Origin of the sequence: Microbacterium sp. ABRD28 (assembly GCF_003850245.1) — a bacterium.
Classification (GTDB): Bacteria; Actinomycetota; Actinomycetes; order Actinomycetales; family Microbacteriaceae; genus Microbacterium.
The window spans coordinates 426740-447364 of sequence record NZ_CP031015.1; the positions used below are offsets into that span (position 1 = coordinate 426740).

General features: G+C 70.0%; 25 protein-coding genes. 6 read left to right on the forward strand and 19 right to left on the reverse strand.

Annotated elements, in window-relative coordinates; genetic code table 11:
- Nucleotides 1-10: 10 nt before the first annotated feature.
- The 3 genes from DT073_RS02155 to DT073_RS02165 form a co-directional block, all read right to left on the reverse strand.
- Nucleotides 11-2014, reverse strand: coding sequence for a bifunctional copper resistance protein CopD/cytochrome c oxidase assembly protein (locus DT073_RS02155; protein WP_124291902.1), 2004 nt, complete (start codon nucleotides 2012-2014; stop codon nucleotides 11-13).
- 105 nt (nucleotides 2015-2119) lie between these two features.
- The gene (locus DT073_RS02160) at nucleotides 2120-2407 is read right to left on the reverse strand and encodes an HU family DNA-binding protein (RefSeq protein ID WP_124291903.1); all 288 of its coding nucleotides are present in this window, start codon (nucleotides 2405-2407) and stop codon (nucleotides 2120-2122) included.
- A 236-nt stretch (nucleotides 2408-2643) separates the two neighbouring features.
- Entirely contained in the window at nucleotides 2644-3726 is a 1083-nt protein-coding gene (locus tag DT073_RS02165) for an alpha/beta hydrolase (protein ID WP_124291904.1), read from the reverse strand.
- Nucleotides 3727-3823: 97 nt separating this feature from the next.
- On the opposite strand from DT073_RS02165, the gene DT073_RS02170 reads away from it, so the two are divergent.
- Entirely contained in the window at nucleotides 3824-4696 is an 873-nt protein-coding gene (locus DT073_RS02170) for a potassium channel family protein (protein WP_124291905.1), read from the forward strand.
- A 57-nt stretch (nucleotides 4697-4753) separates the two neighbouring features.
- On the opposite strand, the gene rpsN is transcribed toward DT073_RS02170, so the two are convergent.
- From rpsN to DT073_RS02190, 4 genes are all read right to left on the reverse strand, one after another.
- Entirely contained in the window at nucleotides 4754-5059 is a 306-nt protein-coding gene (gene rpsN / locus DT073_RS02175) for a 30S ribosomal protein S14 (RefSeq protein WP_124291906.1), read from the reverse strand.
- A 4-nt stretch (nucleotides 5060-5063) separates the two neighbouring features.
- Nucleotides 5064-5234 (reverse strand): 50S ribosomal protein L33, encoded by a 171-nt coding sequence (gene rpmG / locus DT073_RS02180; protein ID WP_005051772.1) that lies wholly within the window; start codon nucleotides 5232-5234, stop codon nucleotides 5064-5066.
- Nucleotides 5234-5470, reverse strand: a complete 237-nt coding sequence (gene rpmB / locus DT073_RS02185) for a 50S ribosomal protein L28 (RefSeq protein WP_124291907.1) — start codon at nucleotides 5468-5470, stop codon at nucleotides 5234-5236. Before rpmB ends, rpmG begins: the two co-directional genes overlap by 1 nt.
- Nucleotides 5471-5657: 187 nt before the next feature.
- Nucleotides 5658-6989 carry an HNH endonuclease gene (locus DT073_RS02190; protein ID WP_240638694.1) on the reverse strand — a complete coding sequence of 444 codons (1332 nt, stop codon included), beginning with the start codon at nucleotides 6987-6989 and terminating at the stop codon, nucleotides 5658-5660.
- Between the two features lie 119 nt (nucleotides 6990-7108).
- Between DT073_RS02190 and DT073_RS02195 the strand changes: the two genes are divergently transcribed.
- Nucleotides 7109-7405 carry a DUF4287 domain-containing protein gene (locus DT073_RS02195; protein WP_124291908.1) on the forward strand — a complete coding sequence of 99 codons (297 nt, stop codon included), beginning with the start codon at nucleotides 7109-7111 and terminating at the stop codon, nucleotides 7403-7405.
- A gap of 142 nt (nucleotides 7406-7547) precedes the next feature.
- On the opposite strand, the gene DT073_RS02200 is transcribed toward DT073_RS02195, so the two are convergent.
- Genes DT073_RS02200 through DT073_RS02240 form a run of 9 tightly spaced genes read right to left on the reverse strand, consistent with a single transcriptional unit; the run spans nucleotide 7548 to nucleotide 15977 of the window.
- Nucleotides 7548-8297 (reverse strand): DNA-3-methyladenine glycosylase, encoded by a 750-nt coding sequence (locus DT073_RS02200; RefSeq protein ID WP_240638695.1) that lies wholly within the window; start codon nucleotides 8295-8297, stop codon nucleotides 7548-7550.
- Nucleotides 8294-9712, reverse strand: coding sequence for a hypothetical protein (locus DT073_RS02205; RefSeq protein WP_124291910.1), 1419 nt, complete (start codon nucleotides 9710-9712; stop codon nucleotides 8294-8296). Before DT073_RS02205 ends, DT073_RS02200 begins: the two co-directional genes overlap by 4 nt.
- Nucleotides 9702-10622 carry a TIGR03943 family putative permease subunit gene (locus DT073_RS02210; RefSeq protein ID WP_124291911.1) on the reverse strand — a complete coding sequence of 307 codons (921 nt, stop codon included), beginning with the start codon at nucleotides 10620-10622 and terminating at the stop codon, nucleotides 9702-9704. Before DT073_RS02210 ends, DT073_RS02205 begins: the two co-directional genes overlap by 11 nt.
- Nucleotides 10615-11655, reverse strand: coding sequence for a permease (locus tag DT073_RS02215; protein WP_124294301.1), 1041 nt, complete (start codon nucleotides 11653-11655; stop codon nucleotides 10615-10617). The genes DT073_RS02210 and DT073_RS02215 overlap by 8 nt, the downstream gene beginning before the upstream one ends.
- Before the next feature lie 40 nt (nucleotides 11656-11695).
- Entirely contained in the window at nucleotides 11696-12106 is a 411-nt protein-coding gene (locus tag DT073_RS02220; protein WP_124291912.1) for a Fur family transcriptional regulator, read from the reverse strand.
- A 2-nt stretch (nucleotides 12107-12108) separates the two neighbouring features.
- Nucleotides 12109-12990: a metal ABC transporter permease gene (locus DT073_RS02225; protein WP_502697167.1), complete on the reverse strand. Its 882-nt coding sequence runs from the start codon at nucleotides 12988-12990 to the stop codon at nucleotides 12109-12111.
- Between the two features lie 23 nt (nucleotides 12991-13013).
- On the reverse strand, nucleotides 13014-13832 hold the full coding sequence (locus DT073_RS02230) for a metal ABC transporter ATP-binding protein (RefSeq protein ID WP_124291914.1): 819 nt from the start codon (nucleotides 13830-13832) through the stop codon (nucleotides 13014-13016).
- Complete coding sequence (locus DT073_RS02235) at nucleotides 13829-14935, reverse strand: metal ABC transporter solute-binding protein, Zn/Mn family (RefSeq protein WP_205782980.1); 1107 nt, start codon at nucleotides 14933-14935, stop codon at nucleotides 13829-13831. Before DT073_RS02235 ends, DT073_RS02230 begins: the two co-directional genes overlap by 4 nt.
- Nucleotides 14936-14966: 31 nt before the next feature.
- Nucleotides 14967-15977 carry a GTP-binding protein gene (locus DT073_RS02240; protein WP_124291915.1) on the reverse strand — a complete coding sequence of 337 codons (1011 nt, stop codon included), beginning with the start codon at nucleotides 15975-15977 and terminating at the stop codon, nucleotides 14967-14969.
- Between the two features lie 105 nt (nucleotides 15978-16082).
- Here DT073_RS02240 and ykgO point away from each other — a divergent pair, with 105 nt between their 5' ends.
- Complete coding sequence (ykgO, locus tag DT073_RS02245; protein ID WP_124291916.1) at nucleotides 16083-16205, forward strand: type B 50S ribosomal protein L36; 123 nt, start codon at nucleotides 16083-16085, stop codon at nucleotides 16203-16205.
- A 23-nt stretch (nucleotides 16206-16228) separates the two neighbouring features.
- Here the strand turns inward: ykgO and DT073_RS02250 are convergent, their stop codons facing one another.
- From DT073_RS02250 to DT073_RS02260, 3 genes are all read right to left on the reverse strand, one after another.
- A complete protein-coding gene (locus DT073_RS02250) occupies nucleotides 16229-16381 on the reverse strand; it encodes a zinc transporter permease (RefSeq protein ID WP_124291917.1) in 153 nt (50 codons plus the stop codon).
- Between the two features lie 10 nt (nucleotides 16382-16391).
- Nucleotides 16392-16703 carry an ArsR/SmtB family transcription factor gene (locus DT073_RS02255; RefSeq protein WP_124291918.1) on the reverse strand — a complete coding sequence of 104 codons (312 nt, stop codon included), beginning with the start codon at nucleotides 16701-16703 and terminating at the stop codon, nucleotides 16392-16394.
- Nucleotides 16704-16774: 71 nt separating this feature from the next.
- On the reverse strand, nucleotides 16775-17458 hold the full coding sequence (locus DT073_RS02260; protein WP_124291919.1) for a metal ABC transporter ATP-binding protein: 684 nt from the start codon (nucleotides 17456-17458) through the stop codon (nucleotides 16775-16777).
- 52 nt (nucleotides 17459-17510) lie between these two features.
- On the opposite strand from DT073_RS02260, the gene aztB reads away from it, so the two are divergent.
- Genes aztB through aztC form a run of 3 tightly spaced genes read left to right on the forward strand, consistent with a single transcriptional unit; the run spans nucleotide 17511 to nucleotide 20598 of the window.
- Nucleotides 17511-18395 carry a zinc ABC transporter permease AztB gene (gene aztB / locus DT073_RS02265; RefSeq protein ID WP_240638696.1) on the forward strand — a complete coding sequence of 295 codons (885 nt, stop codon included), beginning with the start codon at nucleotides 17511-17513 and terminating at the stop codon, nucleotides 18393-18395.
- 29 nt (nucleotides 18396-18424) lie between these two features.
- Complete coding sequence (locus DT073_RS02270; RefSeq protein ID WP_124291920.1) at nucleotides 18425-19669, forward strand: ABC transporter; 1245 nt, start codon at nucleotides 18425-18427, stop codon at nucleotides 19667-19669.
- On the forward strand, nucleotides 19666-20598 hold the full coding sequence (gene aztC, locus DT073_RS02275; RefSeq protein WP_124291921.1) for a zinc ABC transporter substrate-binding protein AztC: 933 nt from the start codon (nucleotides 19666-19668) through the stop codon (nucleotides 20596-20598). Before DT073_RS02270 ends, aztC begins: the two co-directional genes overlap by 4 nt.
- The last annotated feature ends 27 nt before the right edge of the window (nucleotides 20599-20625 follow it).

Genomic DNA, 20625 nt, shown 5'->3' on the forward strand with positions numbered 1-20625 from the left:
GGCGGGACGGTCAGCGACTGACGCGGGCTCCGCGTTCGGCGCGCTCGGCGTCGCGCTGGGCGAGGGCGGCGAGCTGGGCGTTGTAGGCGTCGAGTTCGGCATCGCCCGTGCGATCGGCGTGGCGGTCGCTGCGCTTCTGGTCGCGGGCGTCGCTGCGGCTCCACTGGATCGCGACCGTGATGGCGAGGATGAGTGTCGGGAGTTCGCCGACCGACCAGGCGAGTCCGCCGCCGATGTACTGGTCCTCCAGCGGTGTGGGCCCCCAGGTGCGACCCATCGAGCCGAACCACTCGGCGACCATGAGGCCCGACTGCATCATCATGGCCACCCCGAAGAACGCGTGCATCGCCATGACGCCGATGAGCAGCAGCAGCCGGCCCGCGTACGGGAGGCGCCAGGGCACGGGGTCGATGCCGATGAGGGTGAGGGCGAAGAGGTATCCGGTGATGAGGAAGTGGGCGATCATCCACTCGTGGCCGAGGTGGTCGTAGAGCGACCAGCGGAAGAGGTCGGTGTAGTAGAACGCCCAGAGCGACCCGATGAAGAGCCCGGCGGCCACGAACGGATTCGTCAGCACGCGGGAGAACGGCGTGTGCACCGCCCAGAGGATCCACTCGCGGCCGCCGCGCGTACCGTCGTCGCGCTTGTGGATCGCCCGCGCCGCCAGGGTCACGGGGGCACCGGCGACGAGGAGGGCGGGAATGGCCATCGACAGCAGCATGTGGCCGAGCATGTGCACGCTGAACAGGTAGTCCTGGTAGGCGTTGATCGGACCGCTCGTCACCCAGAAGAGCAGCACGATCCCGAGCACCCACAGCACCGTGCGGTACACCGGCCACCGGTCACCGCGGCGGGTGAGGCGCCACACACCCGCGAGGTAGAAGAACAGTCCGAAGCCGGCCGCGGTCGCCCAGAGCAGGTCGAGGTCCCACGCGGTCAGCCATCGATCGAGGGTGAACTCGGGCGGCAGCGGAGCACCCGTGAGGACTTCCGCCGGGGTGCGCACGGTCGGGAGGGCGGTGTCGACCGGAGGGGGCGTTCGGGCGAGCGCGGCGGCGGCGCCGCTGGCGATGCCCATGAACGCCAGTTCGACGGCGATGATCCCCCAGAAGCGGCGGCCCGCGGCATCCGGAGTCCGATCCAGCCGTGAGATGGCGCCACGGCGGTACCAGGCGCCGAAGACCCCGATGGCGATGAGGGCGATGACCTTCACCCCCAGGATCGCGCCGTAGGGGCTGAAGAGGGCTTCGGGGGTGACCACGCCGATGGCCGCGCGGACGGTGCCCGAGAGGGCCACCACGAGGAACGCGGCCAGGGCGATGCTCGAGTAGCGGCTGAGGACGACGGTGAGGCGGGAGCGCTCGAGGACCGGTCGGAGGATGACGAGAAGCAGAAGGCCGCCGAGCCAGGCCGCCGCGGCGATGATGTGGAGCGCGAGGGCGACGACGGCGGAGTTGTGGTTCGCCTCTTCGCCGGAGTGCCCCTGCGTGGCCATCGGAATGAGCGCCGCGATCGCCGCGACGGCGACGAGCATCGTGGCGAGCCAGGAGCGCACCGCGAAGGTCAGGACCGTCAGAGCGGCGCCGGCGATGGTGGTGATCAGCCACGCCCGGCCGGGTTCGGTGTCGATGAGGAAGCGACCGAGCTGCGCGCCGAACTCGGCGCCGGCGTTGATGGCCGGGTTGAACGCGTCGACGAACGTGAGGAAGCCGGTGGCGGCGGCCGAGACGGTGAAGATCGCCGCCGAGACCGATGCGGTGTCGAGGGCGACATCGAACTCGCGTTCACCCGCGCGCAGGGCGAAGAGCGCCAGGACGAGGGCGCCGACCATGCCGGCGGCGGAGAGGTTGACGAGGAGCTTGGCGATGGGGAGGCCCCAGCGCGCGACGGGGCCGGGATCGCCGATCAGCAGCGGGGCCGCTCCCCCGCCGAGGGCGAGTCCCGCGACCAGGGTGACGAGCGCCGCGGCGACCAGGATCACGGGCCCGGTGGCCCGCAGCGCGCGGGAGTTCACCCCACCAGCCTACGGGCGGGCGGTGGGCGCGGGCTGGGTGCGGGAATGCGGAAGGGGGATGCCGCGGTGTGCGACATCCCCCTTCCGATCAGCGTGCGACCTTGATTACTTGACCGCAGCCTTGAGCTTGGAGCCGGCGGTCACCTTGACGCGCTTGCCGGCGGGGATCTTGATCTCTTCACCCGTCTGGGGGTTGCGGCCGGTGCGAGCCGAGGTCTCGACCTGCTCGAAGGAGATCCATCCGGGGATGGAGACCTTGCTGCCCTTGGCCACCGCCTCCGACACCGTGGAGAAGAGCGAGTCAAGCACGCCGGACACGGCGGACTGGCTCTGACCCGTGGCGCTCGCGATGCTCGCGACGAGTTCGGTCTTGGTGATGGACTTGTCAGCCATGTGGATTGTCCTCCAGGGCGACCACAGGTCGCCTTCTGCTACGTGGACCGGGGCGGGGTTCGCCGCCGGCTGGTCGGACCGACCGGGGTCGAATATACCCACGGAACCGCGGAATTTCGCGGATTTCGGCTCCTGGCGGACGGAATGGGCGGCGTGTCGTCGGAACTGTGGTGCTGTTGTGACGCCTGAGGCGGCCTTCGGGGGCCTTTCGCGGGCACGGCGGGCGCCCGCCACGGTCACTGCCCGTGGAGTCGGCGGAGGGCCGCCACCACGTCGCCGTGCCATCGCCGAGCGGCGGGAAGCACGCCGGTGAAGATGGGGGTGTCGTGGGTGACGCCGAGATACTGCACCGCGCTGGCATCGACGCCGGACTCGCGGAGCGCTGCGGCGTAGGCGGCACCATCACCCCGGAGCGGATCGAATTCGGCGGTGAGGATGACCGCGGGCGGGAGTCCTGCATGCGAGGCGGCGAGAAGGGGCGAGGCGAGGGGCTCGCGCGCCGTCCGCCGGTGGGGGAGGTAGGTGCGCGCGACCGACCGGAGCTCGCGCAGGGCGATGACGGTCGGAACACCCAGCGCCCGCGTCGCCCGGAGGTCGAGGTGCCGGCCCGTGAGGTCGAGGACCGGGACCTCAAGCACCTGGAGTCGGAGGGGCAGCGGATCGTCGCCGTCGCGGTTGATGAGGGTGACGGCTGCAGCGAGGTTCGCTCCCGCGGATGTGCCGAGGATACCGACGCGGTCCTCGTCGACGCCGAGCGCGGCCGCGTGGGCGAACAGCCAGCGCAGCACCGCGGCGCCCTGCTCGACGGCGACCGGATAGCGGTGCTCGGGGGCGAGGGCGTAGTCGACGGCGACGATGACGACGTCGGCGTCGGCGGCGCGGCGGCGGAACCCGGCGTCGGTGGTCGGGTAGTCGACGCCGCCGATGCGGAAGGCACCGCCGAAGAACGCCAGCACTGCGGGGAGCGGCGCCACGGCGGCATCCGCGTCGGATGAGCGCGGGTCGTAGACACGCACGCGCACGGCGGGCCGGCCCGGAACCTCGACGGTGTGCTCGACGGTGCGGATGTCGGGGCCCGGGGTTCCGACGGTCTCGAGCTCGGTGCGGTCCCATTTCAGGGCCGCGCGACGGTGCTTCGCCCGCGCGCGGGCGCGCGGGCCGGGCGACGCCTCGGCGCGCTTCCGAGGCGCGGGCGCGCTGGAGGGCGGCCCGAAGCGCCAGATCGCGGCCAGGCGCGTCTTCAGCCGAGAGACGGCCTGCCCGAAAAGGTACTTCCGGTGGACGCGAAGGCGGTCGGCGAAGACCGGGTCGAGTGGCACGGCGTTCCTTTCCCAGGGACACCTGAGTCTACGAGCGACGGATCCGGTGGGACCTCGGTCGGTGTCGGATCGGCGGGCATCGCCTACCGTGACCCGCATGACCTTCCCCGGTATCGTCGCCACCCTCGTCGGGATCATCCTGATCGTCACCGCGCTCTACGACGTCTTCCAGACGCTGCTTCGGCCGAGCGAGACCGGCCGCCTGACGCACCTCATCTTCCGACTGTCGTGGGCGATCGTGCCGAGTCGCCGTTTCCCGGCATCCGCGCCGCTGACCATCCTCGTCGTCATCGGGGTCTGGGTCGTGCTCATCACCCTCGGCTGGGCGCTGGTCTACCTGCCGCATATGCCGCACGGATTCGCCTACCAGAGTCTGGAACCGGCGGAGTTCGACCCGTTCGCCGAGTCGGTGACGATGTCGCTCGTCGCGCTCACCACCCTCGGGCTGGGTGACGTCGTGCCCGCTCAGCCGGTGTTGCGGCTGGTGTCTCCCCTGGAGGCGCTGATGGGATTCGCGCTGCTGTCGGCATCGGTCTCGTGGTTCATGCAGCTCTACCCGGCGCTTGCGCGCAGGCGCGCCTTCGGGCTGCAGATCGAGAGCCTTCGTCGTTCGCGGACCGCCGAGGACCTGGTGACCTTCAGCGATGAGCGCGCGGCGTCGATCGTCGATCGGGTGACCGAGTCGCTTGCGGTGCTCACGGCCGATCTGGTGCAGAACTCCGAGATCTTCTACTTCGCCGACGAGTCGCGCCGGCTGTCGGCCCCGCAGGCGATGGAGTACGTGCTCGAGCTGCGTGACGTGGCGCTGGCGTCTCCGCGCGCGGCCGTCCGCAGTGCGGGACGCGCCCTCGCCGTGATCGTGGACGAGCTCGCCGATCTGCTGAAGGCGCAGTATCCGCACGTGCGCGGGGAGTCGACCGACGAGGTGGTGACCGATGTCGCGGTGGCGCACCGGCGGATCTCGCGCTGAGGAACGGCGAAGGGCGGGAGCTCCGGAGAACTCCCGCCCTTCAGCGGCTGGCGCGTGTTACCAGGACGACTTCGTCACACCGGGCAGCTCGCCACGGTGAGCCATGTCGCGGAAGCGCACACGCGAGATGCCGAACTTGCGGAGGTTTCCGCGGGGACGGCCGTCGATCGCGTCGCGCTGACGCAGGCGGACCGGCGACGCGTTGCGGGGCAGCTTCTGCAGGCCCAGGCGGGCGGCTTCGCGCTCTTCGTCGGTGCTGGTGGGGCTGACGAGGGCCTTCTTCAGCTCGGCCCGCTTGGCCGCGTAGCGCTCGACGATCTCCTTGCGCTGGTTGTTGCGCGCGATCTTGCTCTTCTTGGCCATGAGATCAGCGCTCCTCTCGGAATTCGACGTGCTTGCGGATGACCGGGTCGTACTTCTTCAGCACGATGCGGTCGGGGTTGTTGCGGCGGTTCTTGCGCGTCACGTAGGTGTACCCCGTGCCGGCGGTCGAGCGCAGCTTGATGATCGGACGAACGTCCTGAGCCTTCTTCGCCATTAGAGCTTCACACCCTTCGCGATGAGGTCCTTCACGACCGACTCGATGCCGCGGACGTCAATGACCTTGATGCCCTTGGCCGACACGTTCAGCGTGATCTTCCGACCGAGCGAGGGAACGTAGTAGGTCTTCTTCTGCACGTTCGGGTCGAAGCGGCGCTTCGTCCGGCGGTGCGAGTGCGAGATGTTGTGACCGAAGCCGGGAACCGCTCCAGTCACCTGGCACACTGCTGCCATGGTGATGTCTCCTTCTGTACCGTGACACCGGACGGTGCCACCCAAGATCCCTTGTCTGCACCCCGTTTCGGGCGCGACCGTGGGCCGGCATCGAAGGAGGGGTACGAACTGCACGCTGGAGTGCGCGCAGACAAACCTCGATGCTACCGGATGCCGCGGGCCCGGCCTAATCAGCGTACTTGAGGGTTCAGGCGGTCAGGCGGTAGCGGGCTCGCCCGGCCAGTCTCGGCCTTCGCTGTGGATCGATCCAGGGTGGGGGCACGAGGTGCACGCGACCATCGACCCCCGCACCGTCGACGGTGATCTCCCACCCGTCGGAGTGCAGCCGATGGTGACAGCCGGTGCACAGGAGGGCCCCGTTGGCCAGATCCGTCCTGCCCCCGTCCCTGTCCCACCAGGAGATGTGGTGCACATGGCACCACATCGGCGGGGCACCGCAGTCGATGCATCCTCCATCGCGCTCGGCGATGGCGAGCTTCTGGGCCGTGGTGAACAGTCGGCGGGCGCGACCCCAGTCGAGTATCTCGCTTTCACCGCCGAGCACGCAGGGGATGACCTGCTGATCAGCGGCCAGTCGGCGGATCATCCCTGCGGGCACGGGCTGCGCGATGCCGTCGATCGTCGCCGTGCCGAGGCGGTTTTCGAGCGCCTCGAGATCCATGCGGATCACGACGGTCGCCGACGGAGCGGTCGGAACCCGATCGCATCCGATGGCGTGCCGGCAGATGTCAGCGAGGGCATCGGCGTTCATCTGTTTCACCGACCGGGTGTCGCGGTCATCGTCGGGGGAGTGCTCGTTCCGCCGGAGACTCGCGCCCACGAGCGACTCGATCGCTGCCTTCACCGGCGCTCCGGTCTCGACGTCGAGCTTCGCCGAGATGACCAGCATCCCGTCGCGCTCCTGGATCACGAGCGTCCGTGCGCCCCGCAGCTCCTCATGACGCGGGGCGACACCGTCGGGATCGAGGTGCGCCTCCACGCGCGCGAGCAGCTTGACCAGCTCGTCGGGGCGCAGCCCCGGCGCCAGGTCGCAGAGCTGCCGCTCGGCGTCCTCGAGCCGTGCGGAGTCGACCCGCAGCGCCAGCTTCGTCAACAGGGTCACGATCGACGCGGCGGCCGTCATCCCCATCCGTCCGGCGGATACCGCAGCTGCCACGTGCGGATGCCTGGCCGGGCGCTGCTCACCGCTCAGGGTGGCACGGGGCGCCGTCGCCTCGCCGACCTGGATCATCCGCAGGGACTCACCGACGCTCGTGCCGGTCGTCGTCGAGATGAGGACCGCGGGTGACGAGAATCCCTGCCTCTTCGCCAGCGAGTCTTTCCCGAGCTCGGCGCGCGATTGCCGAGCGACCTCCGCCGCGACGCCGGCGTATGCCGCGTCGACGTGCCTCTTCAACGATCCGAAAGCGTCGGTCACCGCGATCAACTCCGACGGAGTGAGCGCCGATGGCATGCGATCGCCACCCGCGAGCGCCAGTGCCTCGAGCGCCTGGGCGATCCTCGCAAGTGGTGACGTCATGTCCCGATGTTAGTACGGATGTACGAGTGTTGCAAGACTTGATTGCGAAGTTTTCTTCGATATGCTGATGTTGTCGCACACGGCGGCGCATCGACAGAATGAACGGCAAGGAGAGCAGAATGTCCTTCCAGGCCTATCTCGACACCATCGAACGCAAGACGGGTCTCACCCCTCGACAACTCGTCGACATCGCCCGCGAGCGAGGACTCGATGCACCCGGCGTGAAGGCGACCGAGATCATCGAGTGGCTGAAGTCCGATTACGACCTGGGGCGCGGTCATGCCATGGCGATGGTCCACGTCATCACCAAGGGCGATCGAATCGACCCGAAGCACGTCGGTTCGGGTGGCACGCACGCCGACGCGGGCGACCGTCTCTGGCTCGACGGCATCGCGACCAAGCCCGAAGGGTTCTGAGGTCGCGTTCGGCTTCGGAGGTCGCTCCAGGTCTGAGTTCGAGGTCTGAGGTCGAGGTCGAGGCCGAGGTCTGAGGTCGCGGTCGAGGATGAACACCGCGACCGCCGAGCGCACGGGATACCACCGTCGGTCGTCGTGCCGCTCAGATGTCGCGGCTGCCGGCCTCGCGGGCACCCCGTCCCCACCGGAAGGCCGACACCGTCGGGTCGCCGTCGATCCGGAAACGCCACGGGAACACGGCGGTTCCCGCGACTCCTGCGACACCGACCCGCGGCCCCGCGACCGTCTCCGGAAAAGGTTCATCAGAGAGGAGGAGTCTCGCCACCGCTCCCGCGCGCGGCTCGGAGGTGATCGCGTCGATTCCATCGTGAATCGGATGGCGCAGGCCGACCGCCTGCCCCAATCGGCCGGGCCCGCGAGCGAGGTCACGATCCGGGAGGGTGAGACGAGGAGAATCACCGCCGGTGGGAAGCGGCACGCGGGTGGCGGTGCGACGGCGGGCCGCGGCATCCTTCCCGCTCACGACCTCTCCCGCGCGGAGGAGGATTCCACCGGCGATGCCCTCGGGGCCGCACACGACGTTCACGCACGAATGGATCCCGTGACTGAGGTAGACGTAGAGGTGGCCGGGCTCGCCCCACATGGTGGCGTTGCGCGCGGTCGGCCCCATCCGGGCGTGCGACCCGGGATCGGGCACCGGGCCCGTGCCCCGACCGTGGTAGGCCTCGACCTCGGTGAGGCGGACGGCGACGGTCTCTCCGTCGACGCTCACCTCGAGGATTCCTCCGAGCAGCCGCGGCGCGACGTCGACGGGCAGACCCGTCACGTCGGCGCGGGAGGCCGGGCGGAGCCCCGAGCCGGCCCCGACAGGCTGATCGGGGATCGAACTCACCGCGGGGGCACCTGACACCACGAGATGTCGAAGCCCTGCAGCGAGACGACCTGCGTACCGTCGTCGATCTCGATGATGCGGGTCTGCAGCCGTTCGGGAAGCGGCAAGCGGTAGTCGTCGTACGCGTTCTGCGCCGCGGCCGGTGCGACGAGCACCGCCAGGTAGCGCGCGCTCGGCGATACGCAGGTCTGCACGACGGCGTCCTCCGCGCCGATCTCGGTCAGGGCGCTGGTGGCCCCGTCAGCTCCGACCCGCACGACGGCGGTCGATCCGGTCGGGCTGCCGTCGCTGCCGAACACCGCGGCGGAGCGGATCGTCCCGCCATCCGGCATGGGCGTGATCGTGGTGACCGTCCCGAGATCGGTATCGGGAACACCGAGCGGCTCTTCCGAGGCATCCGTCAGATCGATCACCGCCGGCCCGTCCGCGCGCTCGACAACCGCTTCCGACGAGCCGCGCGCGATCCCGCTGATCGACAACGCCGTCCCGAGCGCCGTCGAATCCGCACCGTCGGCGCCCGTCAGGAGAAGCTGCCCATCGAAGGAGAGGAGCAGGATGCTGTCGGTGTCGGGCACGAATCGCCACTCCGCGATGCGGGGGTCGGCGCCCTCGATCGCGATCTCGGTGGGTTCGACCTCGGCGGCGCCCCGGGCGAGCGATGCCGTGTACAGGCGGCTCTCCTGGGCGCCTTCGGCGCTGACATCCTCATCGGTGTACAGGTAACCGACCACTTCGCCGCGGTCGGCGCTCTGCAGATTCGTGACGAACCCGTCGCCGGGCAGCGGAAGGCTGCGTTCGTCGCCGCCGTCCAGATCCGTCACGATCAGCTCGGCCGATCCGTCGTCGTCGAGCACCGACATCACCAGGTGCCGCGAGGTCGCGCGGAAGTCCTCGATGTGCGGGTGGGTGAACACCGCCTCGGCATCGTCGCCGGTGAGATCGGTGCGGAACACCGTGTCGCCGCCATTCCCGCGCTGCAGCAGGAAGACCTCCGCGCGCGGCGTACGGAACGTCTCGGTGACCTCGGTGGCGGGTCCTCCGCCTGCCGCGGCCAGCCCTTCGATGGTGATCGTGTACTCGGTGTCATCCCGCAGCGGCAGCCCGAAGCGCACGCCGAGGTTCCGCCCCGAGGTGTCGACCGCGAAGGGGACCTCGGGGGTGATGCTGACCTGGTCGGCTGTCACCTCGGCCAGCGGCAGCGAGGTCGAGACGATCAACCGACCTCCGGAGGCCGCAGCGGCTGCCTCGGGGTCGACATCGACCGCCGTCACTCGTGGCCCCTGGAGAGTGCTCACAGCGGCACCCGCGAGACCCAGGGCGCCCAGAAGCGCGGCGACGATGAGGAAGGGCAGCACGAACGCGCGACGAGGCGTGGGCCGCGCACGCTCCGACGAGCGCGCGCGGTCAGTACTCATACGGGTCCTCGGGCTCGTCGATCAGTTCGACCGTCGCCGCATCGATGAACAGTCGTCCATCGGAGTTGGCGCGCACCATGCCGTCGACCGTGACCCACTGTCCGGTCTCGGCGTCGGCGGAGGCCTCGTTCTCGCCGACCGCGACAGGGATGCTGGCCGACTGGGCGTCGATGACGCAGTGGGTGATCACCAGGCGCGACAGCGCGAATCCGCCGCCGTCCCCGGGCGTGACGAATCCGGTCAGCGTCACCGGGTCGCCGTCGAACGCCTCGGGGTTCGTCGCGGTGGCGAAGACCGCCGACCACTCCCCGACGCCGAACGAGGCGGTGTCGCCGGTGCGGGCGAGGGTGACCACATCGGTTCCGCCGAAGAGGGGCGGCGCCCCGACGTCGCGCGAGATCGCGAGTTCGGCCGACAGGGAGCGCGGGGGGAGGACGAGTGTCAGCAGCACGACCGCCGTCGCGAGGACCGCCCCGGTCCCGGTCGCGATCATCCCGAGGGAGCGACGGCGGGACGCGCGCGATGCACGGGAGGGACGAGGACGGGATGCCGCGGTACGCGCCTGCGCACGCGTCGCGACCCGGGTGACGACGTGCGCCCCGTGGTCGAGGGAGTGGCGGACGTCGGGATCGGTCGCATGCCCGTTCCCGTGCTCGTGCCCGTGGTGGTGTCCCTCACCACCGTCACCATGATCGTGCCCGTGGTCGTCTTCAGCGCCGACCGGGAGAAGGAAGCTCAACACCGCACCGATCAGCACGAGGACCGACATCGACACCGCGAACCACGACGATTCGGGGTTGATGTAGAGACCCAGCCGCCCGGTGAGGGCGAGCGAGACGGTGATGACGGCGAGGATCGCGGCGAGGCCCACACCGAGCCAGCGCGTGAGGAGGGCGGAACGCTCAGGCAAAGAGGTTCACCCCCGTCCCGATCGCGAAGGCGGCGAGGAGCACCACGACGACGACACCTGCGAGCGCTCGGGTGGTGAAGGTGGTGCGCATGAGGGCGAGCATCTTGACGTCGACGAGGGGTCCGACGAGCAGGAACGCCACCAATGACCCTGGCGTGAACGTCGAGGCGAACGACAGCGCGAAGAACGAGTCGACGTTCGAGCAGATCGACACCACCATCGCCAAGGCGATCATCGCGACGATCGACAGCGCCGGGTTCGACCCGATCGCCAACAGGACGTCTCGCGGGATCAGCACCTGCACGGCTCCGGCGATCGCCGACCCGATGATGAGTGCCGGCATCACGGCCCGCAGCTCGATCACGAACTGCGCGAGACTGCGACGCCCGCGCTCGTTGAGGGCACCGGCCGACCCGGCCTCGACCGGACCGCGCGCCAGCTGCAGCGCGCAGGTGTCGCGGAAGCGGTCGGTGAGGAGCGCGTCGGGGTCGGGATGACGGCTGTAGAGCCACCCGATGAGGTTCGCGATGAGATACCCGCCGATGAGTCGGACGATCAGGATCCCGTCGTCGAAGCCGAACGCGGCGTGGGTGGTGATGATGACGATCGGGTTCACGATCGGCGCGGCGATGAGGAACGTCATCGTCTCGGACACGCTGAACCCGCGCATCAAGAGACCCCGGGCGAACGGGACGTTGCCGCATTCGCAGACCGGGATCAGCATGCCGAGGAGGGAGAGGACGGTCCGGCGCGCCCAGGCTCGCCGCGGCATCCATCTTTCGATCAGTCCCGGTGGCACCCACACCTGCACCGCGATCGAGAGCACGACGCCGAGGACGACGAAGGGAAGCGACTCGATCAGCACGCTGACGGCGAGCGTGAGCCCGTCCTGCGCGCGGGTGGGCAGCGGGTCGGGAAAGATCGCAGGGGCGAGAGCGTCGATGAGGAAGAGCCCGACGATGACCGCGGCACCGATGCCGAGGGCGACCAGCGCACGTGCGGACGACGACGGCCGCGGCCCCTCCGGGGTCACGGTGCGATCGCGGCGCCCGGGGGCGACGCGGGGGGCCGGATCAGTCCGTGTCACGCTCACCGGCTCCGGCCGTGCAGGCGGAGCAGTATCCGAAGATGTCGACGATGTGCTCGGCCTGACTGAACCCGTGGGCGGCCGCGGTGCGCCGCGCCCAGTCCTCGACATCCGTCGCTTCGATCTCGACGGTCACGCCGCAGTTGCGGCAGATCAGGTGGTGGTGGTGACCGGTCGACACGCAGGCCCGGTAGAGGCTTTCGCCCTCGGGGCTCTGCAGCGAATCGGCCTGGCCATTCGCGGCGAGCCCGGCCAGTGCCCGATACACCGTCGCCAGCCCGATACCGGTGTTCTCGTCGCGGAGGGTGGCGTGCAGCGACTGAGCGCTGACGAAGCCGCGGGCGTCGGCGAGGGCTTCGCGCACGCGTTCGCGCTGCCACGTGTTCCGCTGGGCCATGGTCAGGAGTTTACCGAGCCGCCCTGAGCCACCGCTGGACGCCCCTCTCCCCCACGCTCACGGGTCACCCGACCCTGGCGCGCACCGATCGCACGGCACACCAGATAGATCACGAACGAGATCGTGGTGATGTAGGGGCTCACCGGAAGCGTGCCGGCGATGGCGAGAAGGATGCCGCCCACCGCGGACACGAAGCCGAAGGTCGCCGCCAGCAGCGGCACCGAGAGGGGCCCGTGGGCCACGCGCATCGCCGCGGCGGCCGGTGTCACCAGCAGCGCCATGACCAGGAGGGCGCCGATGATGTGCACGGCGACGGCGACGATGAGGCCGAGCAGGAGCATGAACAGCAGCGACACTGCGGTCGTGGGCACGCCGCGCGCCGCTGCCGACTGCGGGTCGAGGGAGTCGAACCGCAGAGGCCGCCAGATCACCAGCATCCCGAGCAGCACGACTGCGCTGATGCCGATCAGCCAGCCGAGCTGGCCGGTCTGCACCGACACAATCTGCCCGGTCAGCAGGCTGAAGCGGTTGGCACTGCGCCCGTCGTAGAGGGAGAGGAACAGGATGCCGAGGCCGAGGCCGAACGGCATCAGGACGCCGATGATCGAGTTGCGGTCTCGGGCGCGAGCGCCGAGCCAGCCGATCAGGGCAGCGGCGATGAGAGATCCGAAGATCGAGCCGGTCACGACGTCGACGCCGATCAGGAGCGCCGCTGCGGCGCCGGCGAAGGAGAGCTCGCTGATGCCGTGCACGGCGAAGGCCATGTCGCGCTGCATGACGAAGACGCCGACGAGACCGCCGACCAGGCCCAGCGCGGCACCCGCCCAGACGGCGTTGGATACGAGTCCGAGCAGCTGGCCGTAGACCGGAAGGCCACCGAACATGGCCTCCCAGATGGCGTCCCAGCTCACGAGTGGTCCTCGTCGTGGTGGTGATGGTGGGTTTCCTCCGCGTCCGGCGCGCCGACCACGACGAGCCGGTCGCCCGCCCGCAGGACGAAGACGGGCGTGCCGTACAGCTCGGTGAGGACGTCGGAGCGCAGCACCTCGTCGGGGCTGCCCAGGGTGAACCGCCCGCCGGCGATGTAGAGGATCCGGTCGACCTTTCCCAGCAGCGGGTTGACGTCGTGCGTGACGAGGAGCATCGCGGCGTTGCGCTCGCGGCGATGCCGGTCGATCAGATCCACGACGGCTCTCTGGTTCGCCAGGTCGAGACTCGTCAGCGGCTCGTCGCAGAGGAGAAGCTTCGGCTCGTCGGCGAGGGCCTGCCCGATGCGGAGGCGCTGCTGCTCCCCACCGGAGAGCACTCCGACCGGGCGATCGGCGAACGCTCGCGCCCCCACCTCGTCGATCAACTTCTCCACGCGCGCGGCGTCGCGGCGTCGTGGGATCGGCAGTCCGAAGCGGTGGCCGTTGACTCCGAGGGCGACGACGTCGCGGCCCCGCAGGGCGACGTCGCGCGGCAGCGGCCGCGACTGCGGGATGTAGCCGATACGGCGGTTGCCCCCCGGGCGCACCGGCTCACCGAGCACCGAGATCGCGCCCGAGCTCAGCGACTGGAGGCCCAGGATCGCCTGCAGCAAAGTCGTCTTCCCCGACCCGCTCGGGCCGAGCACGGCGATGAGCTCACCGGGCGCGACGGAGAGGTCGAGCCCCGCCCACAGCTCGCGGCCCGATCGCCGCAGCGCGGCATCCCGGATCTCGAGCGCAGGCGCGGTGGCCGTCACTCCGCCAGAGCGTCGCTGAGCGCTGCGATGTTCGCCTGCATCCACGAGATGTAAGTCTCCCCCTCAGGGAGCGTTTCCGAAAACGCGATGACCGGGATGCCGAGAGTCTCGGCTTCTCCGACGACCTGCTCGGTCTCGGCTCCGCCCGTCTGGGTGTTGGTGATGACGACGCGCACATCGTCGGCGCGGAGCAGGTCGAGCGACTCGAGGAGTGTGGCGGGCGGAACATCCTGTCCCTCTTCCACCGCCTCGCTGAAAGCATCGGGGGTGACATTGTCGAGACCCGCTTCGGCCGCGAGGTAGACCGGCACCGGCTCGGTCACGAACACCCGCACGCCGTCGTTCGCGGAAGCGAGCTCGCTGAGCGAGTCTTCCAGGGCGTCGATCTCGGCGGTGAAAGCGTCGAGGTTCGCGGCGAAGACGTCGGCGTCGTCGGGGCGGAGCTCGGTGAGCTCGTCGGCGATCGTCTCCGCGACGTAGGCGATGGTGTGCGGGTCGTACCACACGTGCTCATTGAAGCCCTCGATGTGGTCGTGGCCGTGGCTGTGCTCTTCGCCCTCGGTGTGGGCTTCACCCTCGGCGTGGGCTTCGCCCTCGGCATGCGCTTCGCCCTCGGCGTGCGCGTGCTCCTCCTCCGCGGCCACCGCTGCATCCTCACCGGCCGTCGCGTCCTCGGAGTGTTCTTCGTCGCTGTGCTCTTCCCCGCCGGGGTAGTCGTGTGAGAACTCGACGGCCGTGATCACGTGGGCCTCGCTGCCGCTGGACTCGATGAGCGCGTCGATGAACGAGTCGTAGCCGCCGCCGTTCTCGACGATGAGCTCGGCGTTCGAGATGGCGAGCGTGTCCTGAGCGCTCGGCTCGTAGGAGTGCGGATCCTGAGCCGCCGAGGTGACGATCGAGGTCACCTCGACCGCGTCGCCGCCGAGCTGTTCGACGATCTGCCCGTAGACATTGGTCGATGCAACGACCTGGAGGGCATCGCCGGCGGGTGTGGCATCGGCGCCGCTCGAGGATGAGGACGCGGAGGTGGTGGCGCAGCCGGCGAGTGCCAGAGCGGATGCTGCGCTGAAGGCGAGGGCGGTGATGGTTCGGGTCGCACGCATGCCCCCCATTGTAGCGGAGTGATAATCGTTATCAGTCACGTTCCTTCGCCTCCCAGGCCACCCACTGCGGCAGAGGATCGTCGTAGGCCCGCCACGCCTCCGGTCCCGCCGCGAACTCGTCATCGGTCAGCGCCGCATCGTCGAGCAGTGCCACGACGGCGCGCACATCGAGATCCCAGCCCGTGATGGCGATCTCCTGGCCGATTGCCGACAGGCTGTCATCCGGAGGGATCGGATCCATCCACATCGCCGAGCCCGCCTGCTCCCACCGGGCCAAGAGCGTCGGCCGGGTGGCGAGACGACAGAAGCCCATCGACCGGATGACGGTGCCCCAGCGCCTCGAATCGATCTCGTTCAGCGACCGCACCAGCCGTCGCGGGTGGAACGGGCGCAACTGCTCGTACCGGAACGTCGTGACCCGCCGGTCGGTCATGTACGGGTCGTGCTTCTGGTCGAGCGCGCGCACCCATCCCGCTCGCTCGTACCGGCCCGCCCCGTCGGACACCGCGTCGCCGAGTGCTCGAAGATCGTCGGAGAGCTGACGACTGAGCCGGATGCGCGCCATCGGGCTCAGGTGCGAGGCAAGCGACATCAGCAGCGAAAGGGTGGGGGTGTCGCACACCTCCCACCCGACGAACGCGACCACGTCGGCGAGCTCGATGAGAGCGGCGGCCTGCCGCGCCCACGCGCCGGTGTCACCCCGATCGTCGCCGTGCGCCGCACCGGCGACCAGAGCCTCGTCACTGGCGAGGTCATCGAGGAGGTGGGCGGCGTCGACGACGCAGATGATGCCGAACAGGGGAACGCCGTCGATCTCGGCGCCCGCCAGGTGGGCCGCGTCGACATCGGTCGCCGCATCGATGACGACCGCACGCCCCCGCGGCGCATCGGCGGTGGCGTGATCGAGAACGAGACCCTGCCCATGCCGGCGCCCGCCGGTCGCGCCGACGACGCGCCGCTCGGTGAGCTCAGCCAGGCGCTGCGCATATCGGCGACGCTCTGGAGCGCACACTCCGACGACCAGAATCGAACCCGAATCCACATCCGACACCTCGGACCCCTCTCCGCCGGCCGCCGTCGCTTTGACGATCGACCCGTGGTGAGCCTAGCCTGTTATTGATAACTATTCTCAATAAGAGGAGGGCCCGTGAAGGTTCGCGCATCTCTGAAGTCTCTGAAGAGTCAGCCCGGTGCGCAGGTGGTGCGCCGGCGAGGCCGCGTGTTCGTGATCAACAAGCTCAATCCGCGGTTCAAGGGCCGTCAGGGCTGACCCGCGCCGCCGCGCGGCGGCGATCAGTGCTCGTCGTAGTGGTCGCCGTGCAGCGCGTGCTTGTGGCCGTCGTGGACGAAATCCACGTGGTCGCCGTGCGGCACGGCCTCGTGTCCACAGTCGGAACCGTGCTCGTGCTCGGCCAGGGAGTGCTCGGCGTGGGTTTCCGTGCTCATGGATCGCTCCTTATCGTGGTGATTTCTCCCGGGGGCTCTCTTCGAGAGCGTGGGCGATCGCGTCGTCGACGACGTTCGCGATGTGGTGATCGGCGAGCTGGTACGTCGCCTCGCGGCCGGCGCGCGACACCGTCACGATGCCCGCCTGTCGAAGCGTGCGCAGGTGCTGCGAGACCAGCGGCTGCGTCAGCCCGCTGCGCGACGCGAGTTCGGTCACGCCCGTCGCCTCGGCAGCCAGCAGGCGCAGCAGGCGCAGCCTCGACGTCGACCCCAGCACCTTGAACAGCGCTGCGGTGGCCTCGAGACCGGCATCCGTCTCCACGAACTCGAGCTCATCGGATATCTAAGAAGATTGCAATGCATTTATGCAATCGGGAATGATTCTCGCTGCGGTCAGGATGCGGGCGTTCGCCCCATCGCCCTCAGGCGACCCGCATCGAGCCGAAGCGTTCGATCGGCGAGCGCGAGCACGGAGTGCTCGTGCGACACACAGACGACGGCGACACCGGAACGCGCCGACTCCCGGAGGGTCGCACGGATGCACGCGGCGCTGTCGGCGTCGAGCCCCGTGGTCGGCTCATCGAGGAGCAGAAGCTCCGGCGTGCGCGCCAGCGCCTGGGCCAGCAGCGCCCGCTGACGCTGCCCCCCCGACACCTCTGCGAAGGACCGGGTCGCGAGATCGGCGATACCCAGCTGGTCGAGCACTGCCGCAACCCTCCGGCGGCGGGGGGCTCGCGCTGTCCGGCTCGGCACACCCAGAGAGACCACGTCTCCGACGGTGATCGGAAGCAGGGGCGACACCGCGACCAGCTGGGGGACGTAGGCCAGCGAGGCCGTCACCTCCCGCGTTCCCCGCGTCGGCTGCCGCACACCCGCGAGCACCTCCAGGAGCGTCGACTTGCCCGCGCCGTTCGGTCCCGCGATAGTCATGATCTCGCCGCGCACGACCTCGATGCTGACGTCGGACAGGGCGGAGCGGCCCGCGAACTCGACGCCGATCCGACTCAGGCGAACAATCGGAGACGGCGAGGCGGGGGCGCCTCGCGGGCGAGCGCGGTGCGTCACGAGGTTCAGCATCCGGCATCCTTTCGATTTTGAGAATCATTCTCATCAAGCCTACGGTGGGCTCGTGCCCGCTCTGATCGACGCCCTCTTCGCGCCCTTCGCGCTCGAGTTCGTGCAGCGGGCCTTCCTCGGCGGAGCGCTCGTCGCGGTGCTCTGCGGAGTCGTGGGCACCTGGGTCGTCATCCGCGGCATGGCCTTCCTCGGCGAAGCGCTGGGGCACGGGATGCTTCCCGGGGTCGCCCTCGCCACCGTTCTCGGCATCCCCGTGCTCGTGGGCGGGGCCATCGGCGCGACCGCCATGAGCGTCGGCGTGGCGGCCCTGCAGCGTCGGGGACGCCTGTCGTACGACACCAGCATCGGCCTGCTGTTCGTCGCGATGCTGTCGCTGGGTGTCATCGTCATCTCGTTCTCGGGAAACTTCGCCACCGACGCCACCGCCATCCTCTTCGGAGACATCCTTGCCATCTCCGCCGGCGACCTCGTCGTGCTCGCCGCCGCGTGCGGGATCGGCGTCCTGGTGGCCGCCCTCGCCCATCGCCGGTTCGTGGCCCTCGCGCTCGACACACGGATCGCGACCGTGCTGGGCTATCGTCCCCGTCTCGCCCAGGCGGTCCTCGTGGGGCTCGTCACCCTCGCCGTCGTCGCCTCGTACCAGGCTGTCGGATCGCTGCTGGTCGTCGGTCTCCTGCTCGCGCCTGCGGTGGCCGCCGGCGGGTGGACAGCGCGGATTCCGAGCCGGATGCTGCTGGCCGCCGCCTTCGGAATCGCGGCCGTGTTCACGGGCCTTCTCGCCTCGTGGCACTTCGCCTCCGCTGCCGGAGCGTCGGTCGCCGCGGCGGCCATCGCCCTGGCCGGGGGGTCGACCCTGATCCGCGCCGCTGTCGGCGCTCGCGGACGTCGGCGGCGCGGAGCGCCTGAGGGGCGCACGCCCGCGCCCGCCGTCGCCTGACCCGTCCATCCCCCTCTCGGAGAGAATCCATGCGTTCCCGCGTCTTCGCCCTCACCGTCGCCGTCCTCGCCGTCGGTCTCACCGCGTGCGCCGGCACCCCGGCGACCGCCCCCTCGTCCGAAGCCTCCGCCGCCGACGACGATCACGGCGAGCGCGCGGGCGCCACCGAGCTCACCGAAGCCCCGCTGGGACTGACGATGATCGACGCGGCCGGCACCGTGACCCACCTCGACCTGTGGGACGAGAACCTCTCCGACCTCGGTGCGATCGCCCCGCCCCGGAGCGTCGCGAGCGACGGGCGCTACCTCTTCGCCGAGACCCCCACCGGAGTCGAGATCGTCGACTCGGGCGTGTGGACCTGGGACCACGTCGACCACTTCCACTACTACCGCGCCTCCCCCGAGATCCTCGGGACGGTCGAGGGGCAGGGTCCGGTGCGCGTGGCGACGACGACCCAGTCGATGTCGGGGAGCACCGGAGTCTTCTTCGAGGGCTCGGGTGAAGCGGTGCTCCTGGACACCGAGGCTCTCTCGCGCGGTGAGCTGACCGAGCGGTTCCGGCTCGAGGTCACGCCGCACGACGGCCTGGTGGTCCCCGTCGGATCGTTCGCGCTGGTCACCGAGGCGGGGCCGGACGGCCGAGTCGAGCAGGTCGCCGCGTACACGGGCGACGGCGCCCCGGTGGGGATGCAGGCGACGTGCCCCGAGGCGCGCGGCACGATCACGACCCGCGTCGGCGCCGTGATCGGATGCCGCGACGCGGCCCTCCTCGCGGAGGTCGTCGCCGGCGAGCTCACGCTCTCGCGGATCCCGTATCCGCCCGGTACGACAGCAGCCCCCGCGGAGTCGTTCCACAACCGGGAGGGGCGCCCGACTGTGGCGGCTCTCGCCGGAGAGTTCGGCGCGGACGGGATCTGGCTGCTGAACACCCGCGCGCAGACCTGGACGCTCCTGCCCTCACCCGAGCCGTTGGTCACCGTCACCGCGGTCGACGACGACGCCGACACCGTGCTCGCCCTGACCGGGGACGGGCGTCTGATCGTGCTCGACGGCACCGACGGCGCCGTGCGGGCTCGGACCGAGCCGCTCGTCGCAGCCTCGATCGACGACGCCGGCGCCCGGATCCCGGCGATCGTCGCCGACGCGCAACGGGCGTACGTGTCCGGGCCCCGGGAGCAGAAGCTCTTCGAGATCGACTTCGCCGACGATGCGCGCATCGCGCGCACCTTCGACACGGCTGCGCCGTTCGAGTTCACCGCGGGGACCGGGCGATGAGCGCGCGTCGGACGCCGCGAGGGCGGCTCGTGGCGGCACTCCTCGTTGCGGGGTTGACGGCGTCGATGCTCGCCGGGTGCGCAGCGGCCGGTGAGGAGCGTCCGCTCGTCGTGGTGACCACCAACATCCTCGGCGACGTCGTCGAAGAGCTCGTCGGAGGCGAGGCGGAGGTCCTCACGCTGATGAAGCCCAACGCCGATCCGCACTCGTTCGAGATCTCGGCGCAGGAGGCGGCGCGGCTGCGCAGCGCCGACCTGATCGTCTCGAACGGACTCGGCCTCGAGGAGGGTCTGCAGCAGCACCTCGATGCGGCAGCGGCCGACGGCGTCGCCGCTTTCGTCGCCGGCGACGTGATCGACGTCCTCGCCTACCGCGACGGCGACGCGGCCGGCACCCCGGACTCGCACTTCTGGACCGATCCCGCGCGGATGCGTGACGTGGTGGATGCGCTGGAGCCGGTGCTGTCCGACCTCGACGGAGTCGCGTCGCCCGAGGTGACCGCACGCAGCGCGGAATACCGGTCCGCGATCGACGAGCTCGACGCCGAGATGACGCGGGCCTTCGCGGCGATCCCCGCCGAACGGAGGGCTCTGGTGACCAACCACCATGTGTTCGGCTACCTCGCCGACCGCTTCGACTTCGAGGTCGTGGGTGCGGTCATCCCGGGGGGCACGACCCTCGCCGCCCCGTCCGCGTCCGATCTGGCCGATCTCGTCACGGCGGTCGAGAGAACAGGCGTGCCGGCGATCTTCGCCGAGTCGTCCTCGCCGGATCGACTCGTCCGCGCGCTCGCCGAGGAGGCCGACGTCCATGTCGATGTCGTGGAGCTCTTCACCGAGTCGCTCACCGACGCCGAGGGCGGCGCTCCGGACTACCTGACCATGATGCGCGTCAACACCGAGCGCATCTCCACCGGACTCTCCCGCTGAGGGTCCACCCCATGAAGAAGAAAGGCA

Excerpts from the sequence above, each read along its gene's own strand:
- DT073_RS02260 (WP_124291919.1), bottom strand. The coding sequence starts at position 17,458 with ATGCTGAACCTCGTGACGCACCGCGCTCGCCCGCGAGGCGCCCCCGCC.
- DT073_RS02220 (WP_124291912.1), bottom strand. The coding sequence starts at position 12,106 with ATGGCCCAGCGGAACACGTGGCAGCGCGAACGCGTGCGCGAAGCCCTC.
- DT073_RS02195 (WP_124291908.1), top strand. The coding sequence starts at position 7,109 with ATGTCCTTCCAGGCCTATCTCGACACCATCGAACGCAAGACGGGTCTC.
- DT073_RS02190 (WP_240638694.1), bottom strand. The coding sequence starts at position 6,989 with ATGACGTCACCACTTGCGAGGATCGCCCAGGCGCTCGAGGCACTGGCG.
- rpsN (WP_124291906.1), bottom strand. The coding sequence starts at position 5,059 with ATGGCCAAGAAGAGCAAGATCGCGCGCAACAACCAGCGCAAGGAGATC.
- aztC (WP_124291921.1), top strand. The coding sequence starts at position 19,666 with ATGAGCGCGCGTCGGACGCCGCGAGGGCGGCTCGTGGCGGCACTCCTC.
- DT073_RS02160 (WP_124291903.1), bottom strand. The coding sequence starts at position 2,407 with ATGGCTGACAAGTCCATCACCAAGACCGAACTCGTCGCGAGCATCGCG.
- DT073_RS02205 (WP_124291910.1), bottom strand. The coding sequence starts at position 9,712 with ATGAGTACTGACCGCGCGCGCTCGTCGGAGCGTGCGCGGCCCACGCCT.
- DT073_RS02235 (WP_205782980.1), bottom strand. The coding sequence starts at position 14,935 with ATGCGTGCGACCCGAACCATCACCGCCCTCGCCTTCAGCGCAGCATCC.
- DT073_RS02270 (WP_124291920.1), top strand. The coding sequence starts at position 18,425 with ATGCGTTCCCGCGTCTTCGCCCTCACCGTCGCCGTCCTCGCCGTCGGT.
- DT073_RS02225 (WP_502697167.1), bottom strand. The coding sequence starts at position 12,990 with ATGTTCGGTGGCCTTCCGGTCTACGGCCAGCTGCTCGGACTCGTATCC.
- DT073_RS02170 (WP_124291905.1), top strand. The coding sequence starts at position 3,824 with ATGACCTTCCCCGGTATCGTCGCCACCCTCGTCGGGATCATCCTGATC.
- DT073_RS02250 (WP_124291917.1), bottom strand. The coding sequence starts at position 16,381 with ATGAGCACGGAAACCCACGCCGAGCACTCCCTGGCCGAGCACGAGCAC.
- rpmG (WP_005051772.1), bottom strand. The coding sequence starts at position 5,234 with ATGGCGAAGAAGGCTCAGGACGTTCGTCCGATCATCAAGCTGCGCTCG.
- rpmB (WP_124291907.1), bottom strand. The coding sequence starts at position 5,470 with ATGGCAGCAGTGTGCCAGGTGACTGGAGCGGTTCCCGGCTTCGGTCAC.